At 62.9% G+C, this 23,561-nt stretch carries 24 protein-coding genes; 18 read left to right on the top strand and 6 right to left on the bottom strand.

The features are described 5' to 3' along the window. Positions 1-112: 112 nt before the first annotated feature. A complete protein-coding gene (gene cobO / locus C1A35_RS10780; RefSeq protein WP_104664308.1) occupies positions 113-757 on the top strand; it encodes a cob(I)yrinic acid a,c-diamide adenosyltransferase in 645 nt (214 codons plus the stop codon). Next, positions 757-1,182, top strand: coding sequence for an EamA family transporter (locus C1A35_RS10775; protein ID WP_104664307.1), 426 nt, complete (start codon positions 757-759; stop codon positions 1,180-1,182). The genes cobO and C1A35_RS10775 overlap by 1 nt, the downstream gene beginning before the upstream one ends. A 656-nt stretch (positions 1,183-1,838) precedes the next feature. On the opposite strand, the gene C1A35_RS10765 is transcribed toward C1A35_RS10775, so the two are convergent. The 4 genes from C1A35_RS10765 to C1A35_RS10750 form a co-directional block, all read right to left on the bottom strand. Further along, entirely contained in the window at positions 1,839-2,432 is a 594-nt protein-coding gene (locus C1A35_RS10765; RefSeq protein ID WP_104664305.1) for a methyltransferase family protein, read from the bottom strand. A 277-nt stretch (positions 2,433-2,709) separates the two neighbouring features. Continuing rightward, complete coding sequence (locus C1A35_RS10760; RefSeq protein ID WP_104664304.1) at positions 2,710-2,925, bottom strand: hypothetical protein; 216 nt, start codon at positions 2,923-2,925, stop codon at positions 2,710-2,712. A 968-nt stretch (positions 2,926-3,893) separates the two neighbouring features. Then, positions 3,894-4,118, bottom strand: a complete 225-nt coding sequence (locus C1A35_RS35885) for a hypothetical protein (protein WP_158665044.1) — start codon at positions 4,116-4,118, stop codon at positions 3,894-3,896. 247 nt (positions 4,119-4,365) lie between these two features. Beyond that, positions 4,366-5,151 (bottom strand): TSUP family transporter, encoded by a 786-nt coding sequence (locus C1A35_RS10750; RefSeq protein WP_104664302.1) that lies wholly within the window; start codon positions 5,149-5,151, stop codon positions 4,366-4,368. A gap of 457 nt (positions 5,152-5,608) precedes the next feature. Here C1A35_RS10750 and C1A35_RS10745 point away from each other — a divergent pair, with 457 nt between their 5' ends. From C1A35_RS10745 to C1A35_RS10720, 6 genes are all read left to right on the top strand, one after another. Next, positions 5,609-6,073 (top strand): cobalamin biosynthesis protein, encoded by a 465-nt coding sequence (locus tag C1A35_RS10745; protein WP_104664301.1) that lies wholly within the window; start codon positions 5,609-5,611, stop codon positions 6,071-6,073. A 130-nt stretch (positions 6,074-6,203) separates the two neighbouring features. Further along, positions 6,204-7,043 carry a uroporphyrinogen-III C-methyltransferase gene (gene cobA, locus C1A35_RS10740; protein WP_440271519.1) on the top strand — a complete coding sequence of 280 codons (840 nt, stop codon included), beginning with the start codon at positions 6,204-6,206 and terminating at the stop codon, positions 7,041-7,043. Next, complete coding sequence (locus tag C1A35_RS10735; protein ID WP_104664299.1) at positions 7,040-8,344, top strand: cobyrinate a,c-diamide synthase; 1,305 nt, start codon at positions 7,040-7,042, stop codon at positions 8,342-8,344. The genes cobA and C1A35_RS10735 overlap by 4 nt, the downstream gene beginning before the upstream one ends. Next, on the top strand, positions 8,341-9,402 hold the full coding sequence (gene cobD, locus C1A35_RS10730) for a threonine-phosphate decarboxylase CobD (protein ID WP_104664298.1): 1,062 nt from the start codon (positions 8,341-8,343) through the stop codon (positions 9,400-9,402). Before C1A35_RS10735 ends, cobD begins: the two co-directional genes overlap by 4 nt. A 1-nt stretch (position 9,403) precedes the next feature. After that, the gene (gene cbiB / locus C1A35_RS10725) at positions 9,404-10,375 is read left to right on the top strand and encodes an adenosylcobinamide-phosphate synthase CbiB (protein WP_104664382.1); all 972 of its coding nucleotides are present in this window, start codon (positions 9,404-9,406) and stop codon (positions 10,373-10,375) included. A gap of 130 nt (positions 10,376-10,505) precedes the next feature. Beyond that, a complete protein-coding gene (locus C1A35_RS10720) occupies positions 10,506-10,934 on the top strand; it encodes a L,D-transpeptidase (RefSeq protein ID WP_104664297.1) in 429 nt (142 codons plus the stop codon). A gap of 273 nt (positions 10,935-11,207) precedes the next feature. Here the strand turns inward: C1A35_RS10720 and C1A35_RS10715 are convergent, their stop codons facing one another. Beyond that, complete coding sequence (locus C1A35_RS10715; protein WP_104664296.1) at positions 11,208-11,945, bottom strand: Crp/Fnr family transcriptional regulator; 738 nt, start codon at positions 11,943-11,945, stop codon at positions 11,208-11,210. Positions 11,946-12,249: 304 nt separating this feature from the next. Between C1A35_RS10715 and hemN the strand changes: the two genes are divergently transcribed. The 9 genes from hemN to C1A35_RS10665 all read left to right on the top strand — a co-directional run bounded on the left by hemN (position 12,250) and on the right by C1A35_RS10665 (position 21,134). Beyond that, entirely contained in the window at positions 12,250-13,599 is a 1,350-nt protein-coding gene (hemN, locus tag C1A35_RS10710) for an oxygen-independent coproporphyrinogen III oxidase (RefSeq protein ID WP_104664381.1), read from the top strand. 117 nt (positions 13,600-13,716) lie between these two features. Next, complete coding sequence (locus C1A35_RS10705; protein WP_089044188.1) at positions 13,717-14,001, top strand: acyl carrier protein; 285 nt, start codon at positions 13,717-13,719, stop codon at positions 13,999-14,001. Between the two features lie 129 nt (positions 14,002-14,130). Further along, positions 14,131-14,616, top strand: coding sequence for a 3-hydroxyacyl-ACP dehydratase FabZ family protein (locus C1A35_RS10700; protein ID WP_104664295.1), 486 nt, complete (start codon positions 14,131-14,133; stop codon positions 14,614-14,616). Between the two features lies 1 nt (position 14,617). Continuing rightward, positions 14,618-15,820 carry a beta-ketoacyl-ACP synthase gene (locus tag C1A35_RS10695; RefSeq protein ID WP_104664294.1) on the top strand — a complete coding sequence of 401 codons (1,203 nt, stop codon included), beginning with the start codon at positions 14,618-14,620 and terminating at the stop codon, positions 15,818-15,820. Positions 15,821-15,832: 12 nt separating this feature from the next. Then, positions 15,833-17,116 carry a beta-ketoacyl-ACP synthase gene (locus tag C1A35_RS10690; protein WP_104664293.1) on the top strand — a complete coding sequence of 428 codons (1,284 nt, stop codon included), beginning with the start codon at positions 15,833-15,835 and terminating at the stop codon, positions 17,114-17,116. 277 nt (positions 17,117-17,393) lie between these two features. Further along, positions 17,394-18,422 carry a zinc-binding dehydrogenase gene (locus tag C1A35_RS10680; RefSeq protein ID WP_104664292.1) on the top strand — a complete coding sequence of 343 codons (1,029 nt, stop codon included), beginning with the start codon at positions 17,394-17,396 and terminating at the stop codon, positions 18,420-18,422. 12 nt (positions 18,423-18,434) lie between these two features. Beyond that, positions 18,435-19,364: a lipid A biosynthesis lauroyl acyltransferase gene (locus tag C1A35_RS10675; protein ID WP_104664291.1), complete on the top strand. Its 930-nt coding sequence runs from the start codon at positions 18,435-18,437 to the stop codon at positions 19,362-19,364. Positions 19,365-19,734: 370 nt separating this feature from the next. Continuing rightward, on the top strand, positions 19,735-20,445 hold the full coding sequence (locus C1A35_RS10670; protein ID WP_104664290.1) for a PAS domain-containing protein: 711 nt from the start codon (positions 19,735-19,737) through the stop codon (positions 20,443-20,445). A 113-nt stretch (positions 20,446-20,558) separates the two neighbouring features. Further along, positions 20,559-21,134: a GNAT family N-acetyltransferase gene (locus C1A35_RS10665; protein WP_158665043.1), complete on the top strand. Its 576-nt coding sequence runs from the start codon at positions 20,559-20,561 to the stop codon at positions 21,132-21,134. Positions 21,135-21,239: 105 nt separating this feature from the next. On the opposite strand, the gene C1A35_RS10660 is transcribed toward C1A35_RS10665, so the two are convergent. Continuing rightward, entirely contained in the window at positions 21,240-21,740 is a 501-nt protein-coding gene (locus C1A35_RS10660; RefSeq protein WP_104664288.1) for a hemerythrin domain-containing protein, read from the bottom strand. Positions 21,741-21,927: 187 nt separating this feature from the next. On the opposite strand from C1A35_RS10660, the gene ccoN reads away from it, so the two are divergent. Then, complete coding sequence (ccoN, locus tag C1A35_RS10655) at positions 21,928-23,556, top strand: cytochrome-c oxidase, cbb3-type subunit I (protein WP_104664287.1); 1,629 nt, start codon at positions 21,928-21,930, stop codon at positions 23,554-23,556. Positions 23,557-23,561: the final 5 nt, after the last annotated feature.

Raw genomic sequence — 23,561 nt, 5'->3', positions numbered from 1 at the left:
CGTGGAAGCAAAGACCTGGTTCCGTTTCGCTGTTCAGTGCAACGCGGACAGGAACCGAAGCGGGACGAGGGCGGCTGTCCATCCCGCGAACTCAAGACCTGAGGGAGTTATCATGAGCGAAGAGATCACAAACAGCGGCGAAGCCCCCGCCGAGAAGGACGATGCCCGCCACGCCATGAAGATGGCGAAGAAGAAGGCGGCGCGCGAAAAGATCATGGCGACGAAGACCGATGAGAAGGGTCTGATCATCGTCAACACCGGCAAGGGCAAGGGCAAGTCGACCGCCGGCTTCGGCATGATCTTCCGCCACATTGCGCACGGCATGCCCTGCGCCGTCGTGCAGTTCATCAAGGGCGCGATGGTGACCGGCGAGCGCGAACTGATCGAAAAGCACTTTGGCGACGTCTGCCAGTTCTACACGCTCGGCGAAGGCTTCACCTGGGAAACGCAGGACCGCGCCCGCGACGTGGCGATGGCCGAGAAGGCCTGGGAAAAGGCCAAGGAGCTGATCCGCGACGAGCGCAACTCGATGGTGCTGCTCGACGAGATCAACATCGCGCTGCGCTACGATTACATCGACGTTGCCGAAGTCGTACGCTTCCTCAAGGAAGAAAAGCCGCACATGACCCATGTGGTTCTGACCGGCCGCAACGCCAAGGAGGACCTGATCGAGATCGCCGATCTCGTCACCGAGATGGAGCTGATCAAGCATCCGTTCCGCTCGGGCATCAAGGCGCAGCAGGGCGTGGAGTTCTGATGAGCCAGAGCTGGCAGTTCTGGGCGCTGCTTTCGGCGGCCTTTGCTGCGCTGACGGCGGTGTGCGCCAAGGTCGGGGTCGCGCAGATCAATTCAGACTTCGCGACGCTGATCCGCACCGTCGTCATCTTACTTGTGCTCGCCGGCATCGTGGCCGCGACCGGGCAATGGCAAAAGCCGTCCGAGATCCCGGGCCGCACCTGGCTGTTCCTAGCCCTGTCCGGTCTTGCGACCGGCGCTTCGTGGCTTGCCTATTTCCGCGCGCTGAAACTCGGCGACGCGGCCCGTGTCGCGCCGATCGACAAGCTCTCGATCGTCATGGTCGCGATCTTCGGCGTGCTTTTCCTCGGCGAAAAGCTCAGCCTGATGAACTGGCTCGGCGTCGTTTTCATTGCTGCTGGGGCACTGCTGCTGGCGGTGTTTTGACGTTCAGCATCGGCTAGCTGAACGCATGAACTGGTGACAGCTGCCATGCCCCAAGAAGAGAGTTTTGTTCAGTTTAGAGTGGTGTTTGCAAATTGAACTACAGCGATCTTGACCTCAGAAAGGCATTTGGTCCTTATGCGGCACTCCTTGCATTTGGTTTTCTTCTCGCGACCGTCTTTGTCTATTTTTATGTAACCCTTTTCGACGGCCATGATGTTGTTAGACGGTTCGGAATCAAGGGATTGAGTCTCGATACCTGTGTGAGTGCGTCCTATTGGATTGCAAATTCGATTTACATTGCGCACACGATTCTATCTGTTTCTGTATTTATTAGCTTTGTTTCGTCTTTGTATTGTTCGTATAAATTGGATTCTATGTTATTTATGGGCGTTTTTATATTTGGAATAATATTTATCGCTCCATTTTTGGTAATGTTGTTGAGCGATGAGGTATTTGTTATTCCAGTACTGCTCAGGATCTCGTGTGATATCGCGGGCGCGTCGGTCCTTTATGCATTGATCATGCTCATTAACATGACGTCAGCGTATGCGATGTCGGGGACTGCATACTTTTTGTTCAGGGCTTACAGAGATCGAGCTCGTTGTGGGTGATGCGGAAAGACAGCAAGGGAGGCCGGATGCGTGCTCTTCCTCCAGTCAGACCCACCGGCGAACACTCCTGCAGTAAGCGATGTAGGATTCGCCGAACGAACGGGCGAGGTGCGTTTCCTCCATGCGGATCTGGTAGGAGATCGAGATCCAGGCGGAAAGCGCCAGCGCCACCGAAACGACGTTGGGCACGGCCAGCACGGTGCCGATCAGTGCTGCGACCATGCCGACATAGATCGGGTTGCGGGAGAAGGCATAGAGGCCGGAGGTGACGAGCGGCGCGTCCTGCTTTTCGGGGATGCCGATCTTCCAGGAATGGCGCATGGCCCATTGCGAAAGCATGGTCAGCCCACCGCCAAGTGCCATCAGCACGATACCGACGGCTTGAAGGATGGGCATATCGAGCGCCGGGATCCGGCCGAATGCGGCGGTGACGGCTTCGGGGAAGGCGGCGATCGCCAGCAGATGCACCACCAGCGCCGCCACGATCACGCGAAAGAGCTTGCCGGCAAAGCCTTCCGCATCGTCGCCATAGGTCAGAACCACGGGCGAGCGGCCGGATTGCACGCGGCGCAGGATCGCGAGCGCCAGGGTGAACAGGCCGACGACGAGCATCAGGATGGCGGGCAGGGCGGTGGACATCGGAACCTCGACGAGAGCGCAATAACAGGACGATGCTTGCCGGTACAGGCGGGTCCGCGCGGCCGCCGCCTGCCTGTTGGAGAAGCACTAGCGTCACCTTGCAATCTCTAGTGACTGGAGGTTCAAGGGGTGGGAAAGCTCAACTTTGGTCTTGGTTAGCGGATTTCGGAGATGAGTTGGCGTGGGTTGCTTGTGGGGCCTTAGGGAGGACGTCACCGCCTCCCGCCCTAGCCGCTTATTACCGAAAATCAGGGCGGCCGGAGCCGCCCTTTTTTGGTCAGTTGATGTGCGCTGCTCTTGAGGGGGTGTTGCCCTTCCTGGGACCATTGTTGCCCGTGCCGGTAGCGTTTCGGCTCCGATTTTGGCCGGCGGCTACTTCAATCTGATCGGCTGCTTTCACGCCGGCTTTCTTCTGGACGGCCGTCGAGGGAACGGCGGCGAAGGCAGAACCGGCAAGAGCGAGCGATGCCACTGCGGTAATAACGAACTTCATTAGTAGTCTCCCATGTGTGATTTTCCCGCAAAAGTTGCGAGAGTCATCGCGTAGGACGAGCGCTGAGAAAATGCAATATGGTAGGTTGCGTTTTCCGATAGCACTACAACCGCAATGTCGACCATGATTTACCGACGGTTTCAGATCCAGCGCCACTCCAATGGCGACCTTTGCCTCCCGCCGGAGAGGTGGATGAAACCGGCGACAGATTAGACGTGGCGCGATGCGCAGGGCGCGCGCTTCTAGGCAGAAGGCCTTAGTTGCTTGGGACCATCGCCGGCAGCTCCGGTGGTGCTGTCTCGACCCCCGGTTCGAACATTAGGATGCTCAATACCAAGACAACGAGAATGCAGATGAGCACGAGGAAGGCGACGCCGGCTTTGTCCATGGCCTACTTCAGCCCTCGAATGTGAGCACAAGGAGGCAGAGCGCGCGACCATCGCCTGGATAGGCTGGCCTGGAAAATGCAGATAGACCCCGACTGGGCAAGCGCGACCACCCAAGGACCGTCGTCTACGCGCAGGGCGGTCGCTATAAATACGGTTCTGATCCGGCCAATCCTAGAATGCGGCAACCTTCCCGCAATAGCCCTTTGACGTCTTGACCTCGCACCAGATCATTTCTCTTGTTTGGGTGTTGTAAAAGAATCCGGCACCCCCGGAAACGGTTTCCCAGGCCCCTGCGTCTGTCATGCCAGGCTTTGCTGACGCGAGTATTCCGCCGGCGATTAGGGATGCAGAAATCAGAAGTGCTTGCCACGTCTTCATGTAACGCCTCCGGGCTTGTTGTTGTGACGGGATCGCTCCCTTGCGGTCTATCCGCCTCACTTAATGGTTGAGTTTTGAGTATGATACACCTGGAGTGTAGAGCGCTTGCATCCCCCAATTGGGTGAAGCTTCAGGTTGCCAATGAAGGGTGCCAACGCGCCGCCGGTCCGCAATCCAGGCCACCCGCCAGTTTCGGCTGGCCTAACGCACCTCGTTCATCTCGAAGAGCGGCAGGGCGAGGCAGAGGGAGAGGACCTGCCATGGCTCGCCTTCGATCGTGGCGCCGTCGGCCATCTCGCTCAGGGTGAGATGCGGGGCGATATCGGCGCATGTCTGCTCCAGGAGGGCGATGCCTTCCTCGGCGGTCACGCCGCTCGGGTAGCGGACAGTGTATTTCCTGCGGGGTTCTGCGTCTTCTGAGGTCATTTTGACGGGGCTTGGGCGTGGCTATGGCGAAACGAAACATTCCGATGCGGTCTGAAAACCTACATCGTGCGGCCCCGGAGAAGTGTCGATAGCCCTTCGGTGGTAGGGGTGGCAGTCAAAAAGGAATAGGCAGAAAGGGCAGGGTCAGCAGACGATCTTCGGTCCGCGGGCGGGACAGCCGGCACCGTTCCTCGCCCTGCCGGCGGATATCGCTGACTTCTTGTGGCCTGGTTGAAGGCGCCTCGCCTCAGAGCCCCAGCCAGATCCGCAAGGGATGCGTCGGGTCGGCAAGCAAGCGGATCGCAAGTGCGATCGAGACGATGACGAGCAGCGGCTTGATGATCCTGGCGCCCTTGGCCATGGCGTAACGCGAGCCGACCTGAGCGCCCAGGAACTGGCCGAGGCCCATCAAAAGGCCAACCTTCCAGAGGATGGCGCCGAAGAAGAGGAAGACGCCGAAGGCGCCGACGTTCGAGCCGAAGTTCAGGAACTTCGTGTGTGCCGTCGCCTTCAGGACGCCGAAGCCGGCGAGCGTGACGAAGCCGAGCATGAAGAAGGAGCCGGTGCCGGGGCCGAAGACGCCGTCGTAAAAGCCGATCAGCGGCACCAGCGTCAGCGTGAAGACGAAGGGCGTGACGCGGCGGTGCTGGTCGACATCGCCCATGTTCGGCTTCAGGCCGAAATAGAGCGCGATCGCGATCAAGAGGAAGGGAAGCACCGCCTTGAGCACGTCGCCGGGAACGACGGTGGCAAGCAGCGCGCCAAGCACCGAACCCGCCGCCGACATCAATGCCATCGGCAATTGCTCTTTCAGGTTCACGTGGCCCTTGCGCGCATAGGAGAGCGTTGCCGAGCCGGAGCCGAACAATCCCTGCAGCTTGTTGGTGCCGAGCGTCTGTAGCGGCGGAATGCCGGCGATCAGCATGGCCGGAATAGTGATCATGCCTCCGCCGCCGGCAATCGAATCGATGAAGCCGGCGATGAAGGCGGCAACGAACAGGAAGGCGAGCAGGTGGAAGGCGAGGTCTTGCACGGGAGGACTCAAGGGAGGGAGAGGTTTGGGGCTTTGGCGCCTTGTGTCAGAGCCGGGCGCGATTTGCAAAGCCTTCTGTCGCGGCGTGGTTGAGGAGTGGGGCCGGAAGAGGTCAAATCTTTCAAGGATTCAAAATCTTGCCCTGAGTCGCTGTGTTTCCGGATAGAGGCGCTTTCTATCGCGTGATGGCCGGAAAAGGCGGTTGTAACGGTACGGCGGGCTAGTGACCGTCTTCCCCAAAGGCGACATCGCCATGGCGCAATCCGGTTTGACCGGTCTTGCGCGCTCCGGTAAAAATGACGGACATGCGACGGCGTCCGCTTTGGCGGACTGAAAGAGCGTCCGGTGCGGCCGACCCAAGTAGGGGGCCTCCAGCCGGTGCTGTCCAGATCGGCCCGGGACGTCCGTTCCGGCCGGCGCTTCGTTAAGGAAAACCGACGAAGGGAGCCGGCCGCCGATGGCATCGGGCCAACAATCTGCACAGACGACAAGAGCAGGAACCGGACTGGTCCTCGGGCTCGGCTGCGAGCGCGGCACGCCCGCCGACGAGGTGATCGCCCTTGCCGAGCGCGCGCTCGCGGATGCCGGGGCGAGCGCGGGGGACCTTGGGCTGGTCGCTTCGCTCGATGCGCGCGCCAGGGAGCCGGCGATCCTGGCTGCGGCCCGACATTTCGCGGTGCCGGCGGCCTTCTACGATGCCGCCACGCTCGAAGCCGAGGCCGCGCGCCTCGCCACGCCCTCAAAGATCGTCTTTGCCCATACGGGCTGTCATGGGGTTGCCGAGGGGGCGGCGCTGGTCGGCGCCGGCAGCGCAGCCGTGCTGATCGTGCCGAAGATCGTCTCCGCGCACGCAACGGCCGCACTTGCCGGACCGGCGAGCTTGCGCGTCGAGAAGCGCACCCAGGCGGCGGAGATCGTCTGATGGGCTTCCATGTTATTGAATTGAATCAATATTTTGTCCGGGTTTGCTCTGAAGGGGAATCCGGATGTTCAGGGATCGCGTCAGGCGCACCTTCGGGCGGCGCCGGTGTAAGGGTGAGGCAGCACGCATGATCGACGACCTCTTTGCCGGATTGCCGGCGCTCGAGAAAGGTTCGGTCTGGCTGGTCGGTGCCGGGCCGGGCGATCCAGGCCTTCTGACGCTGCATGCGGCCAACGCACTGCGCCAGGCGGATGTGATCGTGCATGACGCGCTGGTCAACGAGGACTGCCTGAAGCTGGCGCGGCCGGGCGCGGTGCTCGAATTTGCCGGCAAGCGCGGCGGCAAGCCATCGCCGAAGCAGCGCGACATCTCGCTTCGCCTCGTCGAGCTCGCACGCGCCGGCAACCGCGTGCTGCGGCTCAAAGGCGGTGATCCCTTCGTCTTCGGCCGCGGCGGCGAGGAGGCACTGACGCTGGTCGAGCACCAGGTGCCGTTTCGCATCGTGCCGGGCATCACCGCCGGCATCGGTGGCCTTGCCTACGCCGGCATTCCGGTCACGCATCGCGAAGTCAACCACGCCGTCACCTTCCTGACAGGGCACGATTCCTCCGGTCTGGTGCCGGACCGCATCAACTGGCAGGGCATCGCCAGCGGCTCGCCGGTGATCGTCATGTACATGGCGATGAAGCACATCGGCGCGATCACCGCCAATCTCATTGCCGGCGGCCGCTCGCCGGACGAGCCGGTTGCCTTCGTCTGCAACGCGGCAACGGCGGACCAGGCGGTGCTCGAAACGACGCTTTCGCGCGCCGAGGCCGATGTCGCGGCGGCGGGCCTTGAGCCGCCGGCGATCGTCGTCGTCGGCGAGGTGGTGCGGCTTCGCGCGGCTCTCGACTGGATCGGCGCGCTTGACGGGAAAAAGCTTGCAGCCGATCCCTTCGCCAATCGCATTCTCAGGAACCCGGCATGAGCGGTCTTTTGATCGCCGCCCCCTCGTCGGGCTCCGGCAAGACGACGGTGACGCTGGGGCTGATGCGTGCCTTGAAGAAGCGCGGCGTCGCGATTGCGCCCGGCAAGGCGGGGCCTGACTACATCGACCCCGCGTTCCACGCGGCTGCGACCGGGGAGCCCTGCTTCAACTACGATCCCTGGGCTATGCGGCCGGAGCTGCTGCTTGCCAATGCGTCGCACGCCGCTTCCGGAGGGCGCACCCTGATCGTCGAAGCGATGATGGGGTTGCATGACGGCGCTGCCGACGGCTCCGGCACGCCCGCGGACCTTGCCGCAACGCTGAACCTCGCGGTCATTCTGGTCGTCGACTGCGCCCGCATGTCCCAATCGGTCGCCGCGCTCGTGCGCGGCTATGCGGATCATCGCGACGATATCCGGGTCGTCGGCGTCATCCTCAACAAGGTCGGCAGCGACCGGCATGAAATGATGCTGCGCGATGCGCTCGGCAAGGTGCGCATGCCTGTCCTCGGTGTGCTCCGGCAGGACAAGGCGCTGCAACTGCCGGAACGCCATCTCGGGCTGGTCCAGGCCGGCGAACATGGGGCGCTGGAAGGTTTCATCGAAGCCGCCGCCGAGCGCGTGGAGGCGAACTGCGACCTCGATGCGATCCGCCTGATCGCAACGATCCTTCCGCAGGAGGCGGCACCGACGGGTGTCGAGCGGTTGCCTCCGTTCGGCCAGCGTATCGCTGTGGCGCGTGATATCGCCTTTGCCTTCAGCTACGAGCATCTGCTCTTCGACTGGCGCCGGGCCGGCGCCGAGATCGCGTTCTTCTCGCCGCTCTCCGACGAGGCGCCGAATCCCGATGCCGACGCTGTCTATCTGCCCGGCGGCTACCCGGAGCTGCATGCGGGGCGGTTGAGCGCGGCCTCTCGCTTCCGTTCAGGCATACATGCGGCGGCCGACCGCGGCGCCCGGATTTTTGGGGAATGCGGCGGCTACATGGTGCTCGGCGAAGGGCTTGTCGCTGCCGATGGCGCGCGCTACGACATGCTCGGCCTGCTGCCGCTGACGACCAGTTTTGCCGAGCGCAGGCGGCACCTCGGCTATCGCCGCGTCGTGCCTGTCGACAACACATTCTTCGATGGACCCATGACGGCGCACGAATTTCATTACGCGACCATCGTCGCCGAAGGGGCGGCCGATCGGCTGTTTTCGGTGAGCGATGCCGCCGGCGAGGGTCTCGGCCATGCGGGCTTGCGGCGCGGCAATGTCGCCGGCTCCTTCATGCATCTCATCGACATCGCAGGCGCGGCATGAGTGCGCCGATCGTTCATGGTGGCGGCATAACCGAGGCCGCGGCACGCTTTGGCGGCCGGCTTGAAGACTGGCTCGATCTTTCGACGGGCATCAACCCGTGCCCCGTCGCCGTGCCTCAGGTCCCCGAGCGTGCCTGGCACCGGCTGCCGGATCGGCAAACGGTGGACGATGCCCGGCAGGCGGCTGCCCGATACTACCGTACCAACGGCGTGTTGCCCTTGCCGGTGCCGGGCACCCAGTCGGTGATCCAGCTTCTGCCGCGTCTGATGCAATTCCAGCAAACGTACGAAGCGGTCTTGCGCCCGGGATTGCATGGAAGCGTGAAGCCGTCCGCAAACAGGCGCGTCGCCATCTTCGGGCCGACCTACGGCGAATATGCCCGTGTGCTCTCGGCTGCGGGTTTCGCCGTCGATCGCGTCGAAGATGTCGATGGTGTCGGCGCCGAGCATGGCCTCGTCGTCATCGTGAACCCCAACAACCCGACCGGCCGCGCCTTTGCGCCGGCGGAGCTTCTGGCGATTGCCGCAAGGCAGAAGGCGCATGGCGGGCTGCTTCTGGTCGACGAAGCCTTCGGCGATCTTCAGCCGGAATTGAGCGTTGCCGGCCACGTGCGCAGTGAGGGCAACCTCATCGTCTTCCGTTCCTTCGGCAAGTTCTTCGGGCTTGCAGGCCTGCGCCTCGGTTTCGTCGTCGCGACGGAGCCGGTGCTTCAGTCCTTTGCCGACTGGCTCGGCCCCTGGGCCGTCTCCGGCCCGGCTCTGACGATCTCGAAAGCCTTGATGCAGGGCGATACGAAGGCGATCGCCGCCGGCATTCTCGAGCGTCACGCCGGTCTCGGTGCGGCTCTCGATGGGGCAGGGCTCACCCGCATCGGCGGCACGGGGCTCTTCGTCCTGGTCGAGCATGCGCGGGCGGCTCTGTTGCAGGAGCGGCTCTGCGAGGCCCATATCCTCACGCGCAAGTTCGACTATGCGCCGACCTGGCTAAGAATCGGCCTTGCACCGGATGCTGCCGGCGACCGGCGGCTGGCGGACGCGCTTTCCCGGATGGAGCTCTGACGTGTCGGAGACCATCCTTCTTATCCTCGCGCTCGCGCTGGTGATCGACCGCGTTGTCGGCGATCCGGACTGGCTCTGGGCGCGTGTGCCGCATCCGGTTGTCTTCTTCGGCAAGGCGATCGGGTTTCTCGACGGCCGATTGAACCGTGACGACCTGGAGGATGGCGCGCGCAAGCGTCGGGGCGTCGTCACCATCGTGCTGCTGCTTGTCTTGAGCGCCTGGTTCGGCCACCTGCTGCATCGCCTGTTTGCCGCCTTCGGTCCGCTCGGCTTCCTGCTGGAAGCGGTGCTGGTCGCGGTCTTCCTGGCGCAGAAGAGCCTTGCCGATCACGTGCGCCGTGTCGCCGAGGGCTTGCGCCAGGGCGGTCTCGAAGGTGGGCGGGCGGCCGTCTCGATGATCGTCGGCCGCGATCCGAAGACGCTGGACGAGCCGGCGGTCTGCCGTGCGGCGATCGAAAGCCTCGCCGAGAATTTCTCCGACGGCGTCGTGGCGCCGGCCTTCTGGTATGCGGTTGCCGGCCTGCCCGGACTTCTCGCCTACAAGATGCTGAACACGGCCGATTCGATGATCGGGCACAAATCGCCGAAATATCTGCATTTCGGCTGGGCTTCGGCCCGGCTCGACGATCTCGCCAACCTCCCGGCAGCAAGGCTTTCGATCCTGTTGATTGCAGCCGGTGCGCTGATCCGCAGCGGCGCGCGGGCTGCCAGGGACGCGTTGACCGTGGCGCTGCGCGACCACGGCCTGCACCGTTCGCCCAACTCCGGCTGGCCGGAAGCGGCGATGGCCGGCGCGCTCGACCTGCAACTGGCCGGTCCGCGCATCTATGGCGGCGTCAAGGTCAGCGAGCCGATGATCAACGGTCCGGGCCGGGCTGTTGCAACCAGTAAAGACATCGATGCGGGCATCGCCGTCTTTTACGGCGCCTGCACGGTCATGACCGCAGCCGTTGTTGCAATCGCAATGATTTGATCGCGGAAGTTGACCTTCGCGTTAAGACTTTGCTTTCCATATGTATTAATATCGGATCATATTCGGTCAGTTATTCTCCCTGGGACGTCTGGTTCCACCGGTAAGTGTTCTTTTTTCCGGAGAGAGAAGCATGCGCAAAACCCTTTTGACTGCGCTGATTGCCGCTCTGCTGCAGTTTCCCGTTCAACCGGTGAACGCCGCCAATCTCATTGCCGATATCAGCCTGTCGTCGCAAACTATGACCGTCCGCCAGTACGGCGTCGTCATGTATCGCTGGAAGGTGTCGACGGCCCGCAGGGGCTACGTCACGCCGCGCGGCAGCTGGAGCGCCAAATGGCTCTCGCGCTACCATCGCTCGCGCAAATACGACGATGCGCCGATGCCCTACGCCGTGTTCTTCAACGGCGGCTATGCCATCCACGCCACCTATGACATCAAGCGGCTTGGCCGCCCGGCATCGCACGGCTGCGTACGGCTGCACCCGAACAACGCCGCCGAGTTTTTTGCGCTGACGCGCGAGCATGGGCTGAAGAACACCCGGATCGTGATTACGCGGTGATTCTGCGCCCTCATCCAATTGTCGACGGACGTTGCCCCTCATCCGCCTGCCGGCACCTTCTCCCCGCAGGCGGGGAGAAGGGAAGTTGCGGCACCCGCTCGGTCTCAACAGGCCCGTTTGATTTTCAGCTATGACGGCGCCGCGGAAGGCGGCGTTGCGGCCGCCCTCGTTCCCTCTCCCCGCCTGCGGGGAGAGGGTTAGGGTGAGGGGCAATCTCGTGCAGATGTTTTGTGCGGCGTCGAGCCAGGGCGCCTGAGAGCCGCTGAGCGTCGCTCAGTCGATCCCGGCCACATGCATCAGCCGGTCGAGGCTCGGCACGGTGACGTGGCGGCTGTTTTCGATGCGGATGACGTTGTCCTTGCGCAGCTTGGTGATCTGGCGGCTGACGGTCTCGATCGTCAGGCCGAGATAATCGGCGATGTCGGCGCGCGACAGTGGCAGGTCGAACTCGTTAGCCGTGCCCTTTTCCGGGTCGATATGGGTGGCGATGATGTAGAGGAAGCTTGCGACCTTCTCCTGCGCCGTCTTGCGGCCGAGCGTCAGCATCCAGTCGCGCGCTTCGTCCAGTTCCTTCAGCGCCTGCTCGTGCAGCCGGTGCTCCAGGCCCGGCGCTTCCGAGACGAGACGATCGATGACCGTGCGCGGGAAACAACAGATGTCGGTGTCGACGGCCGCTTCGGCGGTCAGCGCGCTTTCGCGGGTGAAGGGGCGGCCCATGAAGTCAGGGGCGAACTGCAGGCCGACGATCTGCTGGCGGCCGTCGGCCAGAACCTTGCTGAGCTTGACGACGCCGTTGATGATGTTGGCATAGCTGTCGGTCGTCTCGCCCTGGCCGATGACCTCGCGGCCGGGCTCGATGCTGCGGCGGGTCGAGTGGCGGCTGAGGTCGAGAAGCTGATCCGGCGTGAGTGTGCCGCATACGCCGCCATGGCGCGCCTCGCAGGCAGCGCAGACGGTCGGAATGTCCGAGTTATGGATATCCTTGCGGCGATGTTCGTTCACGATCTGCAATTCTTTCTACCTGCATGTCGTTGCTCTGACAGCGCCGCGCGTCTCATCGGACGCGCAAAGGTCGCTGTAGCACTTTGAAGTGCTGCATGTTTTGTCCCTTGAAGGATACATGCAGCAGGATGACCAAAGAGGATGCCGGCCGTTAAATCAAGAGTTGACAGGTGCTAATTTCGAAAGCGCGAAACAATGTCTCACGCCGGCTTGAGCATTGTCAATTTTAACGTGTTAATTCGGCGACTTGATCAAAATCAAAGGCGGGTTTCGCGATCCGTCCTATCTCATCCGCAAGACAGCGGAGAGACCGATGGAAGACGCACTCATCCTCAAGCATGCCAGCCCAGTGCCGCGCTATACCAGCTACCCGACCGCGCCGCATTTCTCCGAGGCCGTGGGACAGGGCGACTATCAAAACTGGCTCGGTACGATCGGCGCCGGCGAGGCGATCTCGCTCTATGCTCATGTGCCCTACTGCGATCGTCTCTGTTGGTTCTGTGCCTGTCATACCAAGCAGACGCTGCGTTACGACCCCGTGGCAACCTATCTTCGAGGTTTGCATCGCGAGGTTGCGGAGATCGGTGGTCGGGTGAACCGCGAAGCGCGGGTGACGGCACTGCATCTGGGCGGCGGTTCGCCGACGCTCGTCAGGCCGGAGGATCTGATCGCGCTGAAGCGCACGCTTGCCGATCACTTCACCTTCGCGCCCGACTGCGAGATCAGTGTCGAGATGGATCCGAACGACCTCGACGAAGCGCGCCATGATGCGCTGGCCGAGATCGGCATGACGCGGGCGAGTTTCGGCATCCAGGACTTCGACCCGCAGGTGCAGAAGGCGATCAACCGCATCCAGACCTTCGAGCAGACGCGCGATGCGATCGAGGCGGCCAGAGCGCGGCGCGTGCACTCGGTAAACTGCGACGTGCTCTATGGACTGCCGTATCAGAGCCTCCCGTCGCTGGAACGCACGATGGAGGCGGTGCTGACGCTCGATCCAGATCGTGTCGCGCTCTTCGGCTATGCGCACGTGCCGTGGATGAAGACGCACCAGAAGATGATCCCGGACGAGAGCCTGCCCGGTATAGTCGAGCGCTTTGCCCAGATGACGCGGGCGGCCGAGATGCTGCTGGCTGCCGGCTACGAGGCGATCGGCATCGACCATTTCGCCAAGCCCGGGGACAGCCTGGCGCGCGCCAATCGGGAAGGGCGCCTGCGCCGCAACTTCCAGGGCTATACGGACGATGCCGCCGAGACGCTGATCGGGCTCGGTGCCTCGGCGATCGGGCAGTTTCGCCAAGGTTACGTGCAGAACATGCCGGCAACCGGCGAATATCTGCGCCATGTGGAGAACACGGGGTTGGCAGCGGTCCGCGGCTACCGCTTCACGCCGGACGACCGGTTGAGAGCAAAGGTGATCGCCGACATCATGTGCCATTTCGAGTTCTCTTTCGGAGAGGTCGAGCAGGCATTTCCGGGTTTGGCCGGCACCGTGATCGAGGAAGCGAGGCTCTTTCGGGCGCGCGATGGCGACGGGCTGACAACGATCGAGAACGGCGTTTTCCGGCTCACGGAGCGCGGCCGCCCCTTTGCCCGTTCGGTCGCGGCGGCGTTCGACGCCTATCTTGGCAATGGTCGTGGCCGCCATTCGGTGGCGGTCTGACCTAGCTTTGCGGCAACACCGTTGTCCAATTCTCAGGCCTTTGCCATCAAGGCCATTGGCTTTTGCGGCGCATTTACCTATAGGATCGCCGAGACTCGACTTTAAAATATTAGAGGTATGCGCGTGACAGCTACATTCGACAAGGTTGCCGACATCATCGCGGAAACGAGCGAGATCGATCGCGAGACGATTACGCCGGAAAGCCACACGATCGACGATCTCGGCATCGACAGCCTGGACTTCCTCGACATCGTGTTTGCGATCGACAAGGAGTTCGGCATCAAGATCCCGCTCGAGCAGTGGACGCAGGAAGTCAACGAAGGCAAGGTTTCAACCGAAGAGTACTTCGTTCTGAAGAACCTCTGCGCCAAGATCGACGAACTGCGGGCTGCCAAGGGCTGATCGGGCTTTCGCCCGGGCCTTGCTACTCGATTTCCAATGCCGCCCGTCGCGCCCCGCGCTTGACAGGCGGCATTGGCGTTTTTACTTGAGCCCGAACATACGGCCTAAAAACCAACAAGGTGAGCCTCAATGCTCCTTGAATACTTCCAGATGATCGATCGTGTCGAAACGGTCGATCTTTCGGCTGGCCGGCTGACGGCGCGGTCCGTGGTTCCCGAAAAGAGCCCGGTGTTCGAAGGCCATTTCCCGGGCTACCCGCTGGTTCCGGGCGTGCTTCTGATCGAGACCATGGCCCAGGCGTCCGGTTTCCTGGTGCTCGCCGCCACCAATTTTGCCGCCATGCCTTTCCTGATGTCGGTCGACGGCGCCAAGATGCGCACCTTCGTCGAGCCGAATGCCGAACTCGAGATCGAGGCGTTCCTCGAGCACGAAGGTTCGGGTTTTTCCGTCACCAAGGCGAAAATCACCTCGGCCGGCAAGAAGGTCTGCGACGCCCAGCTGAAGCTGCGGACGATGCCGTTCGATCAGGTCCCGCTCGGCGATATCGTGCGCAAGCGGGCTGGAGAAGTGGGTCTGATGGCGGCGCTTTCGGCGGCAGCCGGTTCGGAGAAGTAAGATGAGCAAATCTGCAAACGACGTTGTCATCACCGGCGTCGGTATCGTCACCAGCCAGGGCGTCGGCGTCGAGCCGCATCTGGCATTGCTGACCGCCGGCACTTCGCCGGCCGTGCGCGTCGAGACCGAAAGGTTCAGCCCCTATCCGGTGCATCCGCTGCCGGAAATCGACTGGTCGCAGCAGATCGCCAAGCGTGGCGACCAGCGCCAGATGGAAAACTGGCAGCGCCTCGGCGTCTTTGCCGCCGGTCTGGCCCTTGATGACGCCGGCCTCAAGGACAATCTGGAAGCCTGCGGCAGCATGGACATGATCGTCGCTGCCGGCGGCGGCGAGCGCGACATCAACGTCGATTCGCTGATCGTCGACGAGGCGCTGAAGCGCAACGATCGCGAGCAGGTGCTGAACGAGAAGCTGACGACCGAACTGCGCCCGACGCTGTTCCTGGCCCAGCTTTCCAACCTTCTCGCCGGCAACATTTCCATCGTGCACAAGGTGACGGGATCGTCGCGCACCTTCATGGGCGAAGAGGCGGCCGGCATCTCGGCGATCGAAACGGCCTTCTTCCGCATCAAGGCCGGACAGTCGACGCACACGCTGGTCGGTGGTGCATTTTCGGCCGAGCGTCTCGACATCATGTTGATGATCGAGGCGATCCAGGGACAGGCCACCGGCCAATGGCACCCGATCTGGTCGCGCAGCCGCGAAAATGGCGGCGGCATGATCCCCGGGTCGGTCGGCGCCTTCCTGATGCTGGAATCCCGTGAATACGCCGAAGCCCGCGGCGCCCGCATCTATGCGACGATCGACGCGATCGGCAGCGATCGCGGCAGCCGCGCCGACGGCAGGCTCGAAGCCCGCCTTGTCGATCTCGTAAAGCCGGCCGAAAAGCTCGATCCGGCACAGACGGTGGTCTTCTCCGGCACATCAGGTTTTCACGATCTCGTCGCCAGCGAGAAGGCGTTTCTGCAAGCCAAGCTTGCCGGCGCACCGGTGCGCGCCTATGGCGGCCTTGTCGGCCACAGCATCGAAGCGCAGTTTCCGGCGGGCCTGGCGCTTGCCGCACTGACGCTCGGACACGGCGCCAAGGTTCCCGCCTTCGACGCCAGCTTTGAAAAGCCGATGACGGCTGCTGCCCAGTCGGCGGTTGTGACCACGATCGGTCACTCACGCGGCGAAGGTGTCGCGGTCCTTTCGGCCGAATAAGAGGAACGATTGATGAGCAACGCTTACAAGGATCATCTCGGCCGTCCGATCGTCGCCGTCACCGGCATGGGCGTCATCACGTCGCTCGGCCAGGGCCTCGAAGACAACTGGGCGGCGCTGACCGGTGGCGTCTCCGGCATCCGCAAGATCACCCGCTTTCCGACGGAAGGCCTGAACACGCGCATTTCGGGCATGGTCGATTTCATCGAGGTGCCGGCTGCCAATTCGGTCGAGCGCTCCTACGCCATGGCGCGTGAAACAACGCTCGAAGCCCTGGCGCAGGCCGGCCTTTCCGGCGATTTCAACGGCCCGCTGTTTCTCGCCGCCCCGCCGATCGAGCCGGAATGGAGCGCGCGCTTCGAACTGGCCGACCGGTCGCCGCCGTCGACCCAGCCGGGCGACGCCTACAATCGCTTCCTGACCGCGATGCGCGAGAAGGCCGATCCCGGATTCCATGAGGCCGTGCTCTTTGGCGCGATCTCGGAACGCCTTGCCGATCGCTTCGGCACGCGCGGCCTGCCGGTGACGCTGTCGACCGCTTGTGCATCGGGTGCCACCGCGATCCAGCTCGGCGTCGAGGCGATCCGTCAGGGCCGCACCGATCGCGCGCTGACGGTTGCGACCGACGGTTCGGTCAGCGCCGAGGCGCTGATCCGCTTCGCGCTGCTGTCGGCGCTCTCCACCCAGAACGACCCGCCGGAGAAGGCGTCCAAGCCCTTCACCAAGGACCGCGACGGCTTCGTGATTGCCGAAGGTGCGGCGACCCTCGTGCTGGAATCGCTCGAAGCGGCAGTTGCCCGCGGCGCCCGCGTCTTCGGTATCCTGAAGGGCTGCGGCGAGAAGGCCGACCTCTTCCACCGCACGCGCTCCTCGCCGGACGGCGGCCCGGCGATCGCGACGATTCGCGCGGCCCTTGCCGACGCCGGCATCGACGAGAACGGCATCGGCTACATCAACGCCCACGGCACCTCGACGCCCGAGAACGACAAGATGGAGTATCTGTCGATGTCGGCCGTCTTCGGCGAACGCCTGCCGTCGATCCCGGTGTCGTCCAACAAGTCGATGATCGGCCACACGCTGACGGCCGCCGGTGCGGTCGAGGCGGTGTTCTCGATCCAGACGATGCTGACCGGCACGCTGCCGCCGACGATCAACTACCAGAACCCCGATCCGGCGATCGTGCTCGACGTGGTGCCGAACGTGAAGCGCAGCCAGCAGGTGTCTGCGGTGCTGTCGAACTCCTTCGGTTTCGGCGGCCAGAACGCCAGCCTGGTGATGACGGCCGAGCCGGCTTGAGCCGGAAAACCCGGCGAAACGAAATACCCCCTCTGGCCTGCCGGCCATCGCCCCCACAAGGGGGGAGATCGACGCGCGGCCGGCCGATCGCTCCAATAGCAAGGCCCGATTTCGGTGCTTTTCGTGAAGGGCAAAGGGGTGCCACATCCAATCTCCCCCCTTGTGGGGGCGATGCCCGGCAGGGCAGAGGGGGGTAGCGCCGCTCTCTGTAGAATGGCGACATGCCCACAAGACGTGTATATGCCGCCTGTCGATCTGAACATTTAAAGGAAGAACCATGCGCGCCCTGCAACTGCTCGATGACCGCAAGCTCGAAATCACCGACATCCCGGAACCGGAAGCACCCGGCCCCGGCGAGGTGACGCTGCGCGTCAAGGCGGTCGCGCTCAATCATATCGACGTCTGGGGCTGGCGGGGCATGGCCTTTGCCAAGCGCAAGATGCCGCTCGTCATCGGTGCGGAAGCCTCCGGCGTCGTGGACAGCATCGGTCCGGGCGTTTCGAGCGTGCTTCCGGGCCAGCTCGTTTCGGTCTATGGCGCGCGCACCTGCGGTCTGTGCCGGCCGTGCAAGGAAGGCCGCGACAACCTCTGCGAACATGTCGGTGGCGTACACGGCTTCCATCTCGACGGCTTCGCTCAGGAAAAGATCAACCTGCCGGCGCGCCTGCTCGTTCCGGCGCCTCCGGGCGTCGACGCGGTTGCCGCAGCCCTTGCCCCGGTCACTTTCGGCACCGTCGAGCACATGCTCTTCGACAATGCCAAGCTCGAGCCCGGTGAAACCATCCTCGTCCATGCCGGCGGTTCCGGCATCGGCTCGGCGGCGATCCAGCTCGCCAAGAAGATCGGCTGCACCGTGATCACCACGGTCGGCTCCGACGACAAGATCGAGAAGGCGAAGGCGCTTGGTGCCGATCACGTCATCAACTACCGCACCGACCGTTTCGAGGGTGTGGTGCGCAAGCTCACCAAGAAGAAGGGTGTCGACGTCGTCTTCGAACATGTCGGCAAGGACACCTGGGCCGGTTCGATGCTCTGCATGAAGCGTGGCGGCCGTCTCGTCACCTGCGGCTCGACCTCGGGCGTGTCCACCGACATGAACCTGATGATGCTCTTCCAGCAGCAGCTGAAGCTGCTCGGCTCCTTCGGCTGCCGCATGGAAAACATGGCCAACGCCATGCAGAAGATGGCCCGCGGTCTCGTGCATCCGGTGATCGACACTGAAATCAGCCTCGATGAGATCGACCGGGCGCTGGAGCGCATGGAATCGCGCCAGATCTTCGGCAAGATCATCCTGAAGATGGATTGATCCGACGTGCGCATGGTGATCACACGGCTGGTGCTGGCGGCGGATCGTTTCCGCCAGTGGCTGATTGCGCAGTTCGTGTTCCTGCTCTTGACGATCCTGAAGATGTTTCCCGCCGACGGCGCGATCAGCTTCATGGATCGCGCCCTGCGGTTCATCGGCCCGAAGACCAGCCGCCAGAAGCTGACGCTCACCAACCTGCGCAACGCCTTTCCGGAAAAGAGCGAAGCGGAGATCAACGAGATCGCGCTCGAAAGCTGGGGCAACATGGGCCGCATGGCGGCCGAATACGTGTTCCTTGATCGGCTCTTCGACTTTGACCCGGAGCGCACGACGCCCGGCCGGGTCGAGGTCTCGGGCATTCCCTTGTTCCTTGAGCTTCGCGACAATCCGCGTCCCTTCATCGTCTTTACCGCCCACAGCGGCAATTTCGAGATGCTGCCGGTGGCCGGCTCCGCCTTCGGGCTCGACGTGACGGTGCTCTTCCGCCCGCCGAACAACCCTTATGTGGCCGAAAAGGTGTTCAAGTTCCGCGAGGAGCGCATGGGTAAGCTCGTGCCGTCGCATGCCGGCTCTTCCTTTGCGCTCGCCCGCCAGCTCGAACGCGGCCAGGGGGTGGGTGTTCTGGTCGACCAGAAGTTCCGCAAGGGGCTGAAGACCAAGTTCTTCGGCCAGGACGTGCAGACCAACCCGCTGCTTGCCAAGCTCGTGCGCCAGTTCAACTGCGAGGTGTACCCGGCCCGCTGCATCCGCCTGCCGGGCGGCCGTTTCCGGCTGGAGATCGAACCGGCGATCGCCATCCCCCGCAAGTCCGACGGCAGCGTCGACGTCACCGCCACGGCGCAGGTGCTGAACGACAAGGTCGAAAGCTGGGTGAGGGAGTATCCGGGTCAATGGCTCTGGTATCATGACCGCTGGCACATCAAACGGTACTTGAAAGACTGATTCTCATCAGCACCCGCCCTCAGCCAGCTTGCGTCCGGCGCACGGCGGCTTGACCTTCCGCAAGCTCGGCAGCCTGTGCCGGGCTTTTGCGTTTTGCCCATGCCCCGGCGGGCCGGCGCGCCGAACCTCCTTTGAAAACGTGCGTAAACGTTAAGTTTTTCTTTCTGCTGTTGAACGCTATCGCAATGAGTGTAAACTTATGCCCGTTGCGTGCGAAAAAGACTGCAAGCGCTTTGGGTGGCCCGGGTGGTGCGGTTTTACGCGAAAGCGGTGGGGGAAACATCAAGAACCAGATCGGTGTCCTGAACATCTGCGCCTGAATTGTAAGTGCATCGAAGCGGCTTTGCCGTGGGGGAATTGGGGTTTCGAATTGAACGCACTGATTGAGCTGTTCTGGTTCAAGTATTCGCAGCTGCAGTATGCCGTACGTACGGCAGACGAGCATCTGATCGGGATTCTGGATCGCGAACTGGATCCGATCTTGAGATCCGTCTACGACGAAAAGGCGGTGAGCGTCGAAGACGCCCGGCTTCAGTTCCAGTTCCTGATCGACATCCTGCGCGTCGAGGCCGACGACATTTCCTGCGTGCTGCGCCATTCGCAGCTGCTGCAGTCGCTGATCAACCGCTATTTCGCGGCGACGGGTGCGGAGAACCTGGCCGACCTGCAACTGGAACGCCTGCCGGCGCAGCCCAACAAGGGCAGGGCGGACGAAGGATTGCTCAACGAGGCGATTCTCGACAGCTTCCCGGACCGGCTGGCGGTGATCACGCCCGATTACCGCTATCTCTACACCAATCCGCGCAATGCCGACCATCTGGAAAGCCGCCCGATGGATCTCATCGGCCGGCACATCGTCGAGTTCATCGGCATCCAGCGTTTCGAACTCCGGGTGAAATCCTATCTCGACCGGTGTTTCGCCGGCGAGGTGGTCGACTACACCTTCGCCAAGACGGTCGATGCGCGCACGGTGGTGGTGCGCTGCCGCTTGACGCCCTGCATGTCGAGCACCGGCAAGCTCATCGGCGCCATTCTGGTGATCCAGGAACATGCCGACCGCCGCCGCGCGATCGCCGCCTAGTCGTTCCCGGCATTCCTGACGTCTTTTTGTTTCGGGCTGGACCTGGCCGTGGAACGATGTGCGGCGCCGTGCCGATCTCTTCAACACAAGGCCGGGAAGGAGCCTGCAACGTCGTGGGGATCAGAATAGAAGCGCCGCGCCTTATCCTCCGACCCTGGAGTGAGGAGGACATCGAACAGCTCGCGCTCGGCTTGAACGACCTTCAGCTTGCAAAGTGGCTCGCCTTCGTTCCCAACCCCTATTCGATCTCGCATGCCGAGGATTGGATCCGTCGGTGCCAGGCGATTTCTACCGCAAGCACTCGGCCGGTCGCATATGAATTTGCGATCGAACTCAGATCCGAACGACGGATGATCGGGGGCGTCAGTCTCAACAAGATCGACTGGCAGGCCGGGACGGCCGGCGGCGGAATCTGGATCGCCAAGGCTTACCAGGGGCGTGGCTATGGACGTGAAGCGTTCGAGGCGAAGATCCGTTTCGCCTTTCGCGACCTGGGCCTGAAAAAGCTGATCAACGGTTACTTCGACGGCAACGAAAATTCCTGGGCAATGCAGCGGAAGCTCGGATATCGGCGCGTCGCTGAAGTCGCCAGCCGCTGCATGGCCGATGGCAGGCAGACGATCGAGCATGTCACGACGTTGCTGCGCAGCGACTGGGACGAGCGCGAAGCGGAGACGAGCGAAGCATGATCGTTGACCACTCGCTCGAAACCCGGGTCGGTTCATTCACCGACGATTGCGGCACATCGGCAGCGGCGGCCAGCTATCGTCCGGCGGCGACGGCGGAAGCGCCCGCTATCCGGCCGGCGCGGTGATGCTGCGCAGGCATTCCTGCTCGAAACCGACGTGCCGTCTGAGGCTCGTAAAGAAGCCGCGCAGCATGTAGCCGGCGGTCTCGGCGTTGACCGTCTCGTCGGCCGCCCCCAGGCGCTCCAGCATTTCCGTCAGTTCCTCCGCGAAGCACTCGTCCTCGCAGTGTTCGTATTTCAGCCGCTCCAGCGTCGCGCCGAGCGTCGGGTCTGAGCGGTAGGTGCGTTCGATCCAGGGGAAGACCAGGTTTTCCTCACCCGAATGCATCTCGCGGATCAGCGGCTCCAGAACCTTGGCGGCGTAGACGCATTTCTGCCGGTCGATCTCCGCAGGCAGGCTGTCGGCGATTTCCTCGAGACAGGCGCAGAGCGCCAACTGCTCCTCGTGGGCGCGGGCAAGCCAGGCAAACGGCTCGGCGACCGGCTGCTGCCGGGGCGCGGGGTCCAGGCGGCTGCGAATTCGTCCCTCTTCAAAAGTCTTTTTCATCTGCTTCAGACGCCAACTCCCACGGCGCTCCCTATTGTTTGCCGAGGATGATCCAAACGAGGTGGCATAGCCTTGATCTGAATCAAGGCCGGACTGCCCCGATTCTGACACTTTCCGGCAAGCTGCGGTGACACCCCTCGTTTCGGGGTGTTGTCGCGTGCGTTCGGACCAAGTTGGGGACCCAACCATGAAATACACTTTCGAGATGATCCTGCTCGGGGTCGGTGCATTCCTGGCGCTCATCGGCGCCGGGTTTGCGCAGGACCGGCACTTCGAGGCCCATATGTGGGTGCTGTTCTTCGTGCTTCTTGCCGGCACGATCATGCTGATGCGCCGCATCGAATTCAGCCCGGCTTCCGCGGGCAGGGCATCGCCGCCGCCACCGCAGTCGGAATATTTCGACGAGGTGGTCAAGTATGGCGTGATCGCCACCGTCTTCTGGGGCGTCGTCGGCTTTCTCGTGGGCGTCGTGGTTGCGCTCCAGCTCGCCTTTCCGGACCTCAACATCGAGCCCTGGTTCAACTTCGGCCGCATGCGGCCGCTGCACACCTCGGCGGTCATCTTTGCCTTCGGCGGCAACGCGCTGATCGCGACGTCCTTCTACATCGTCCAGCGTACCAGCCGCGCGCGTCTCTTCGGCGGCAATCTCGGCTGGTTCGTGTTCTGGGGCTACCAGCTCTTCATCGTCATGGCGGCCACCGGCTACCTGCTGGGCATCACCCAGTCGAAGGAATATGCGGAGCCGGAATGGTATGTGGACCTGTGGCTGACGATCGTCTGGGTCGCCTATCTCGCGGTCTTCCTCGGCACGCTTCTGACCCGCAAGGAGCCGCATATCTATGTGGCCAACTGGTTCTACCTCGCCTTCATCGTCACGATCGCGATGCTGCACATCGTCAACAACCTGGCGGTGCCGGTCTCCTTCCTCGGCTCCAAGAGCTATTCGGCCTTCGCCGGCGTGCAGGATGCGCTGACGCAGTGGTGGTACGGGCATAACGCCGTCGGCTTCTTCCTGACGGCCGGCTTCCTCGGCATGATGTACTACTTCATCCCGAAGCAGGCGAACCGCCCCGTCTATTCCTATCGTCTGTCGATCATCCACTTCTGGTCGCTGATCTTCATGTACATCTGGGCAGGCCCGCACCACCTGCACTATACCGCGCTGCCCGACTGGGCGCAGACGCTCGGCATGGTGTTCTCGGTCATGCTGTGGATGCCCTCCTGGGGCGGCATGATCAACGGCCTGATGACGCTGTCTGGCGCCTGGGACAAGATCCGCACCGACCCGATCATCCGCATGATGGTGATGGCGGTCGCCTTCTACGGCATGGCGACCTTCGAAGGTCCGATGATGTCGATCAAGACGGTCAACTCGCTCAGCCACTACACCGACTGGACCATCGGCCACGTGCATTCCGGCGCGCTCGGCTGGAACGGCCTCATCACCTTCGGCGCGATCTACTATCTCGTTCCGAAGCTGTGGAACCGCGAGCGCCTCTACAGCGTGCGCATGGTCAACTGGCACTTCTGGCTCGCCACGCTCGGCATCGTCGTCTACGCGGCGGTCATGTGGGTCGCCGGCATCCAGCAGGGCCTGATGTGGCGCGAATACGACGACCAGGGCTTCCTCGTCTATTCCTTCGCGGAATCGGTCGCAGCCATGGTTCCCTACTACGTGCTGCGTGCCCTTGGCGGCGCACTCTTCCTCGCCGGAGCTCTGCTCATGGCCTTCAACGTAACCATGACCATCCTCGGCCGCGTGCGTGACGAAGCTCCGATCTTCGGAGCGACGCCCGCGCTCAAGGCTGCGGAATAGGAGGG

This window comes from Ensifer adhaerens, assembly GCF_002940685.1.
Classification (GTDB): domain Bacteria; phylum Pseudomonadota; class Alphaproteobacteria; order Rhizobiales; family Rhizobiaceae; genus Ensifer; species Ensifer adhaerens_E.
The sequence above is the reverse complement of the archived record's forward strand: the minus strand, read 5'-3'. Positions and strand labels throughout refer to the sequence as shown.

What these genes read in the sequence shown, in the direction of transcription:
- cobO (WP_104664308.1), top strand. Translation starts at nt 113, where the DNA reads ATGAGCGAAGAGATCACAAACAGCGGCGAAGCCCCCGCCGAGAAGGAC.
- C1A35_RS10775 (WP_104664307.1), top strand. Translation starts at nt 757, where the DNA reads ATGAGCCAGAGCTGGCAGTTCTGGGCGCTGCTTTCGGCGGCCTTTGCT.
- C1A35_RS10765 (WP_104664305.1), bottom strand. Translation starts at nt 2,432, where the DNA reads ATGTCCACCGCCCTGCCCGCCATCCTGATGCTCGTCGTCGGCCTGTTC.
- C1A35_RS10760 (WP_104664304.1), bottom strand. Translation starts at nt 2,925, where the DNA reads ATGAAGTTCGTTATTACCGCAGTGGCATCGCTCGCTCTTGCCGGTTCT.
- C1A35_RS35885 (WP_158665044.1), bottom strand. Translation starts at nt 4,118, where the DNA reads ATGACCTCAGAAGACGCAGAACCCCGCAGGAAATACACTGTCCGCTAC.
- C1A35_RS10745 (WP_104664301.1), top strand. Translation starts at nt 5,609, where the DNA reads ATGGCATCGGGCCAACAATCTGCACAGACGACAAGAGCAGGAACCGGA.
- C1A35_RS10735 (WP_104664299.1), top strand. Translation starts at nt 7,040, where the DNA reads ATGAGCGGTCTTTTGATCGCCGCCCCCTCGTCGGGCTCCGGCAAGACG.
- cobD (WP_104664298.1), top strand. Translation starts at nt 8,341, where the DNA reads ATGAGTGCGCCGATCGTTCATGGTGGCGGCATAACCGAGGCCGCGGCA.
- C1A35_RS10720 (WP_104664297.1), top strand. Translation starts at nt 10,506, where the DNA reads ATGCGCAAAACCCTTTTGACTGCGCTGATTGCCGCTCTGCTGCAGTTT.
- hemN (WP_104664381.1), top strand. Translation starts at nt 12,250, where the DNA reads ATGGAAGACGCACTCATCCTCAAGCATGCCAGCCCAGTGCCGCGCTAT.
- C1A35_RS10705 (WP_089044188.1), top strand. Translation starts at nt 13,717, where the DNA reads ATGCGCGTGACAGCTACATTCGACAAGGTTGCCGACATCATCGCGGAA.
- C1A35_RS10700 (WP_104664295.1), top strand. Translation starts at nt 14,131, where the DNA reads ATGCTCCTTGAATACTTCCAGATGATCGATCGTGTCGAAACGGTCGAT.
- C1A35_RS10695 (WP_104664294.1), top strand. Translation starts at nt 14,618, where the DNA reads ATGAGCAAATCTGCAAACGACGTTGTCATCACCGGCGTCGGTATCGTC.
- C1A35_RS10690 (WP_104664293.1), top strand. Translation starts at nt 15,833, where the DNA reads ATGAGCAACGCTTACAAGGATCATCTCGGCCGTCCGATCGTCGCCGTC.
- C1A35_RS10680 (WP_104664292.1), top strand. Translation starts at nt 17,394, where the DNA reads ATGCGCGCCCTGCAACTGCTCGATGACCGCAAGCTCGAAATCACCGAC.
- C1A35_RS10675 (WP_104664291.1), top strand. Translation starts at nt 18,435, where the DNA reads ATGGTGATCACACGGCTGGTGCTGGCGGCGGATCGTTTCCGCCAGTGG.
- C1A35_RS10660 (WP_104664288.1), bottom strand. Translation starts at nt 21,740, where the DNA reads ATGAAAAAGACTTTTGAAGAGGGACGAATTCGCAGCCGCCTGGACCCC.
- ccoN (WP_104664287.1), top strand. Translation starts at nt 21,928, where the DNA reads ATGAAATACACTTTCGAGATGATCCTGCTCGGGGTCGGTGCATTCCTG.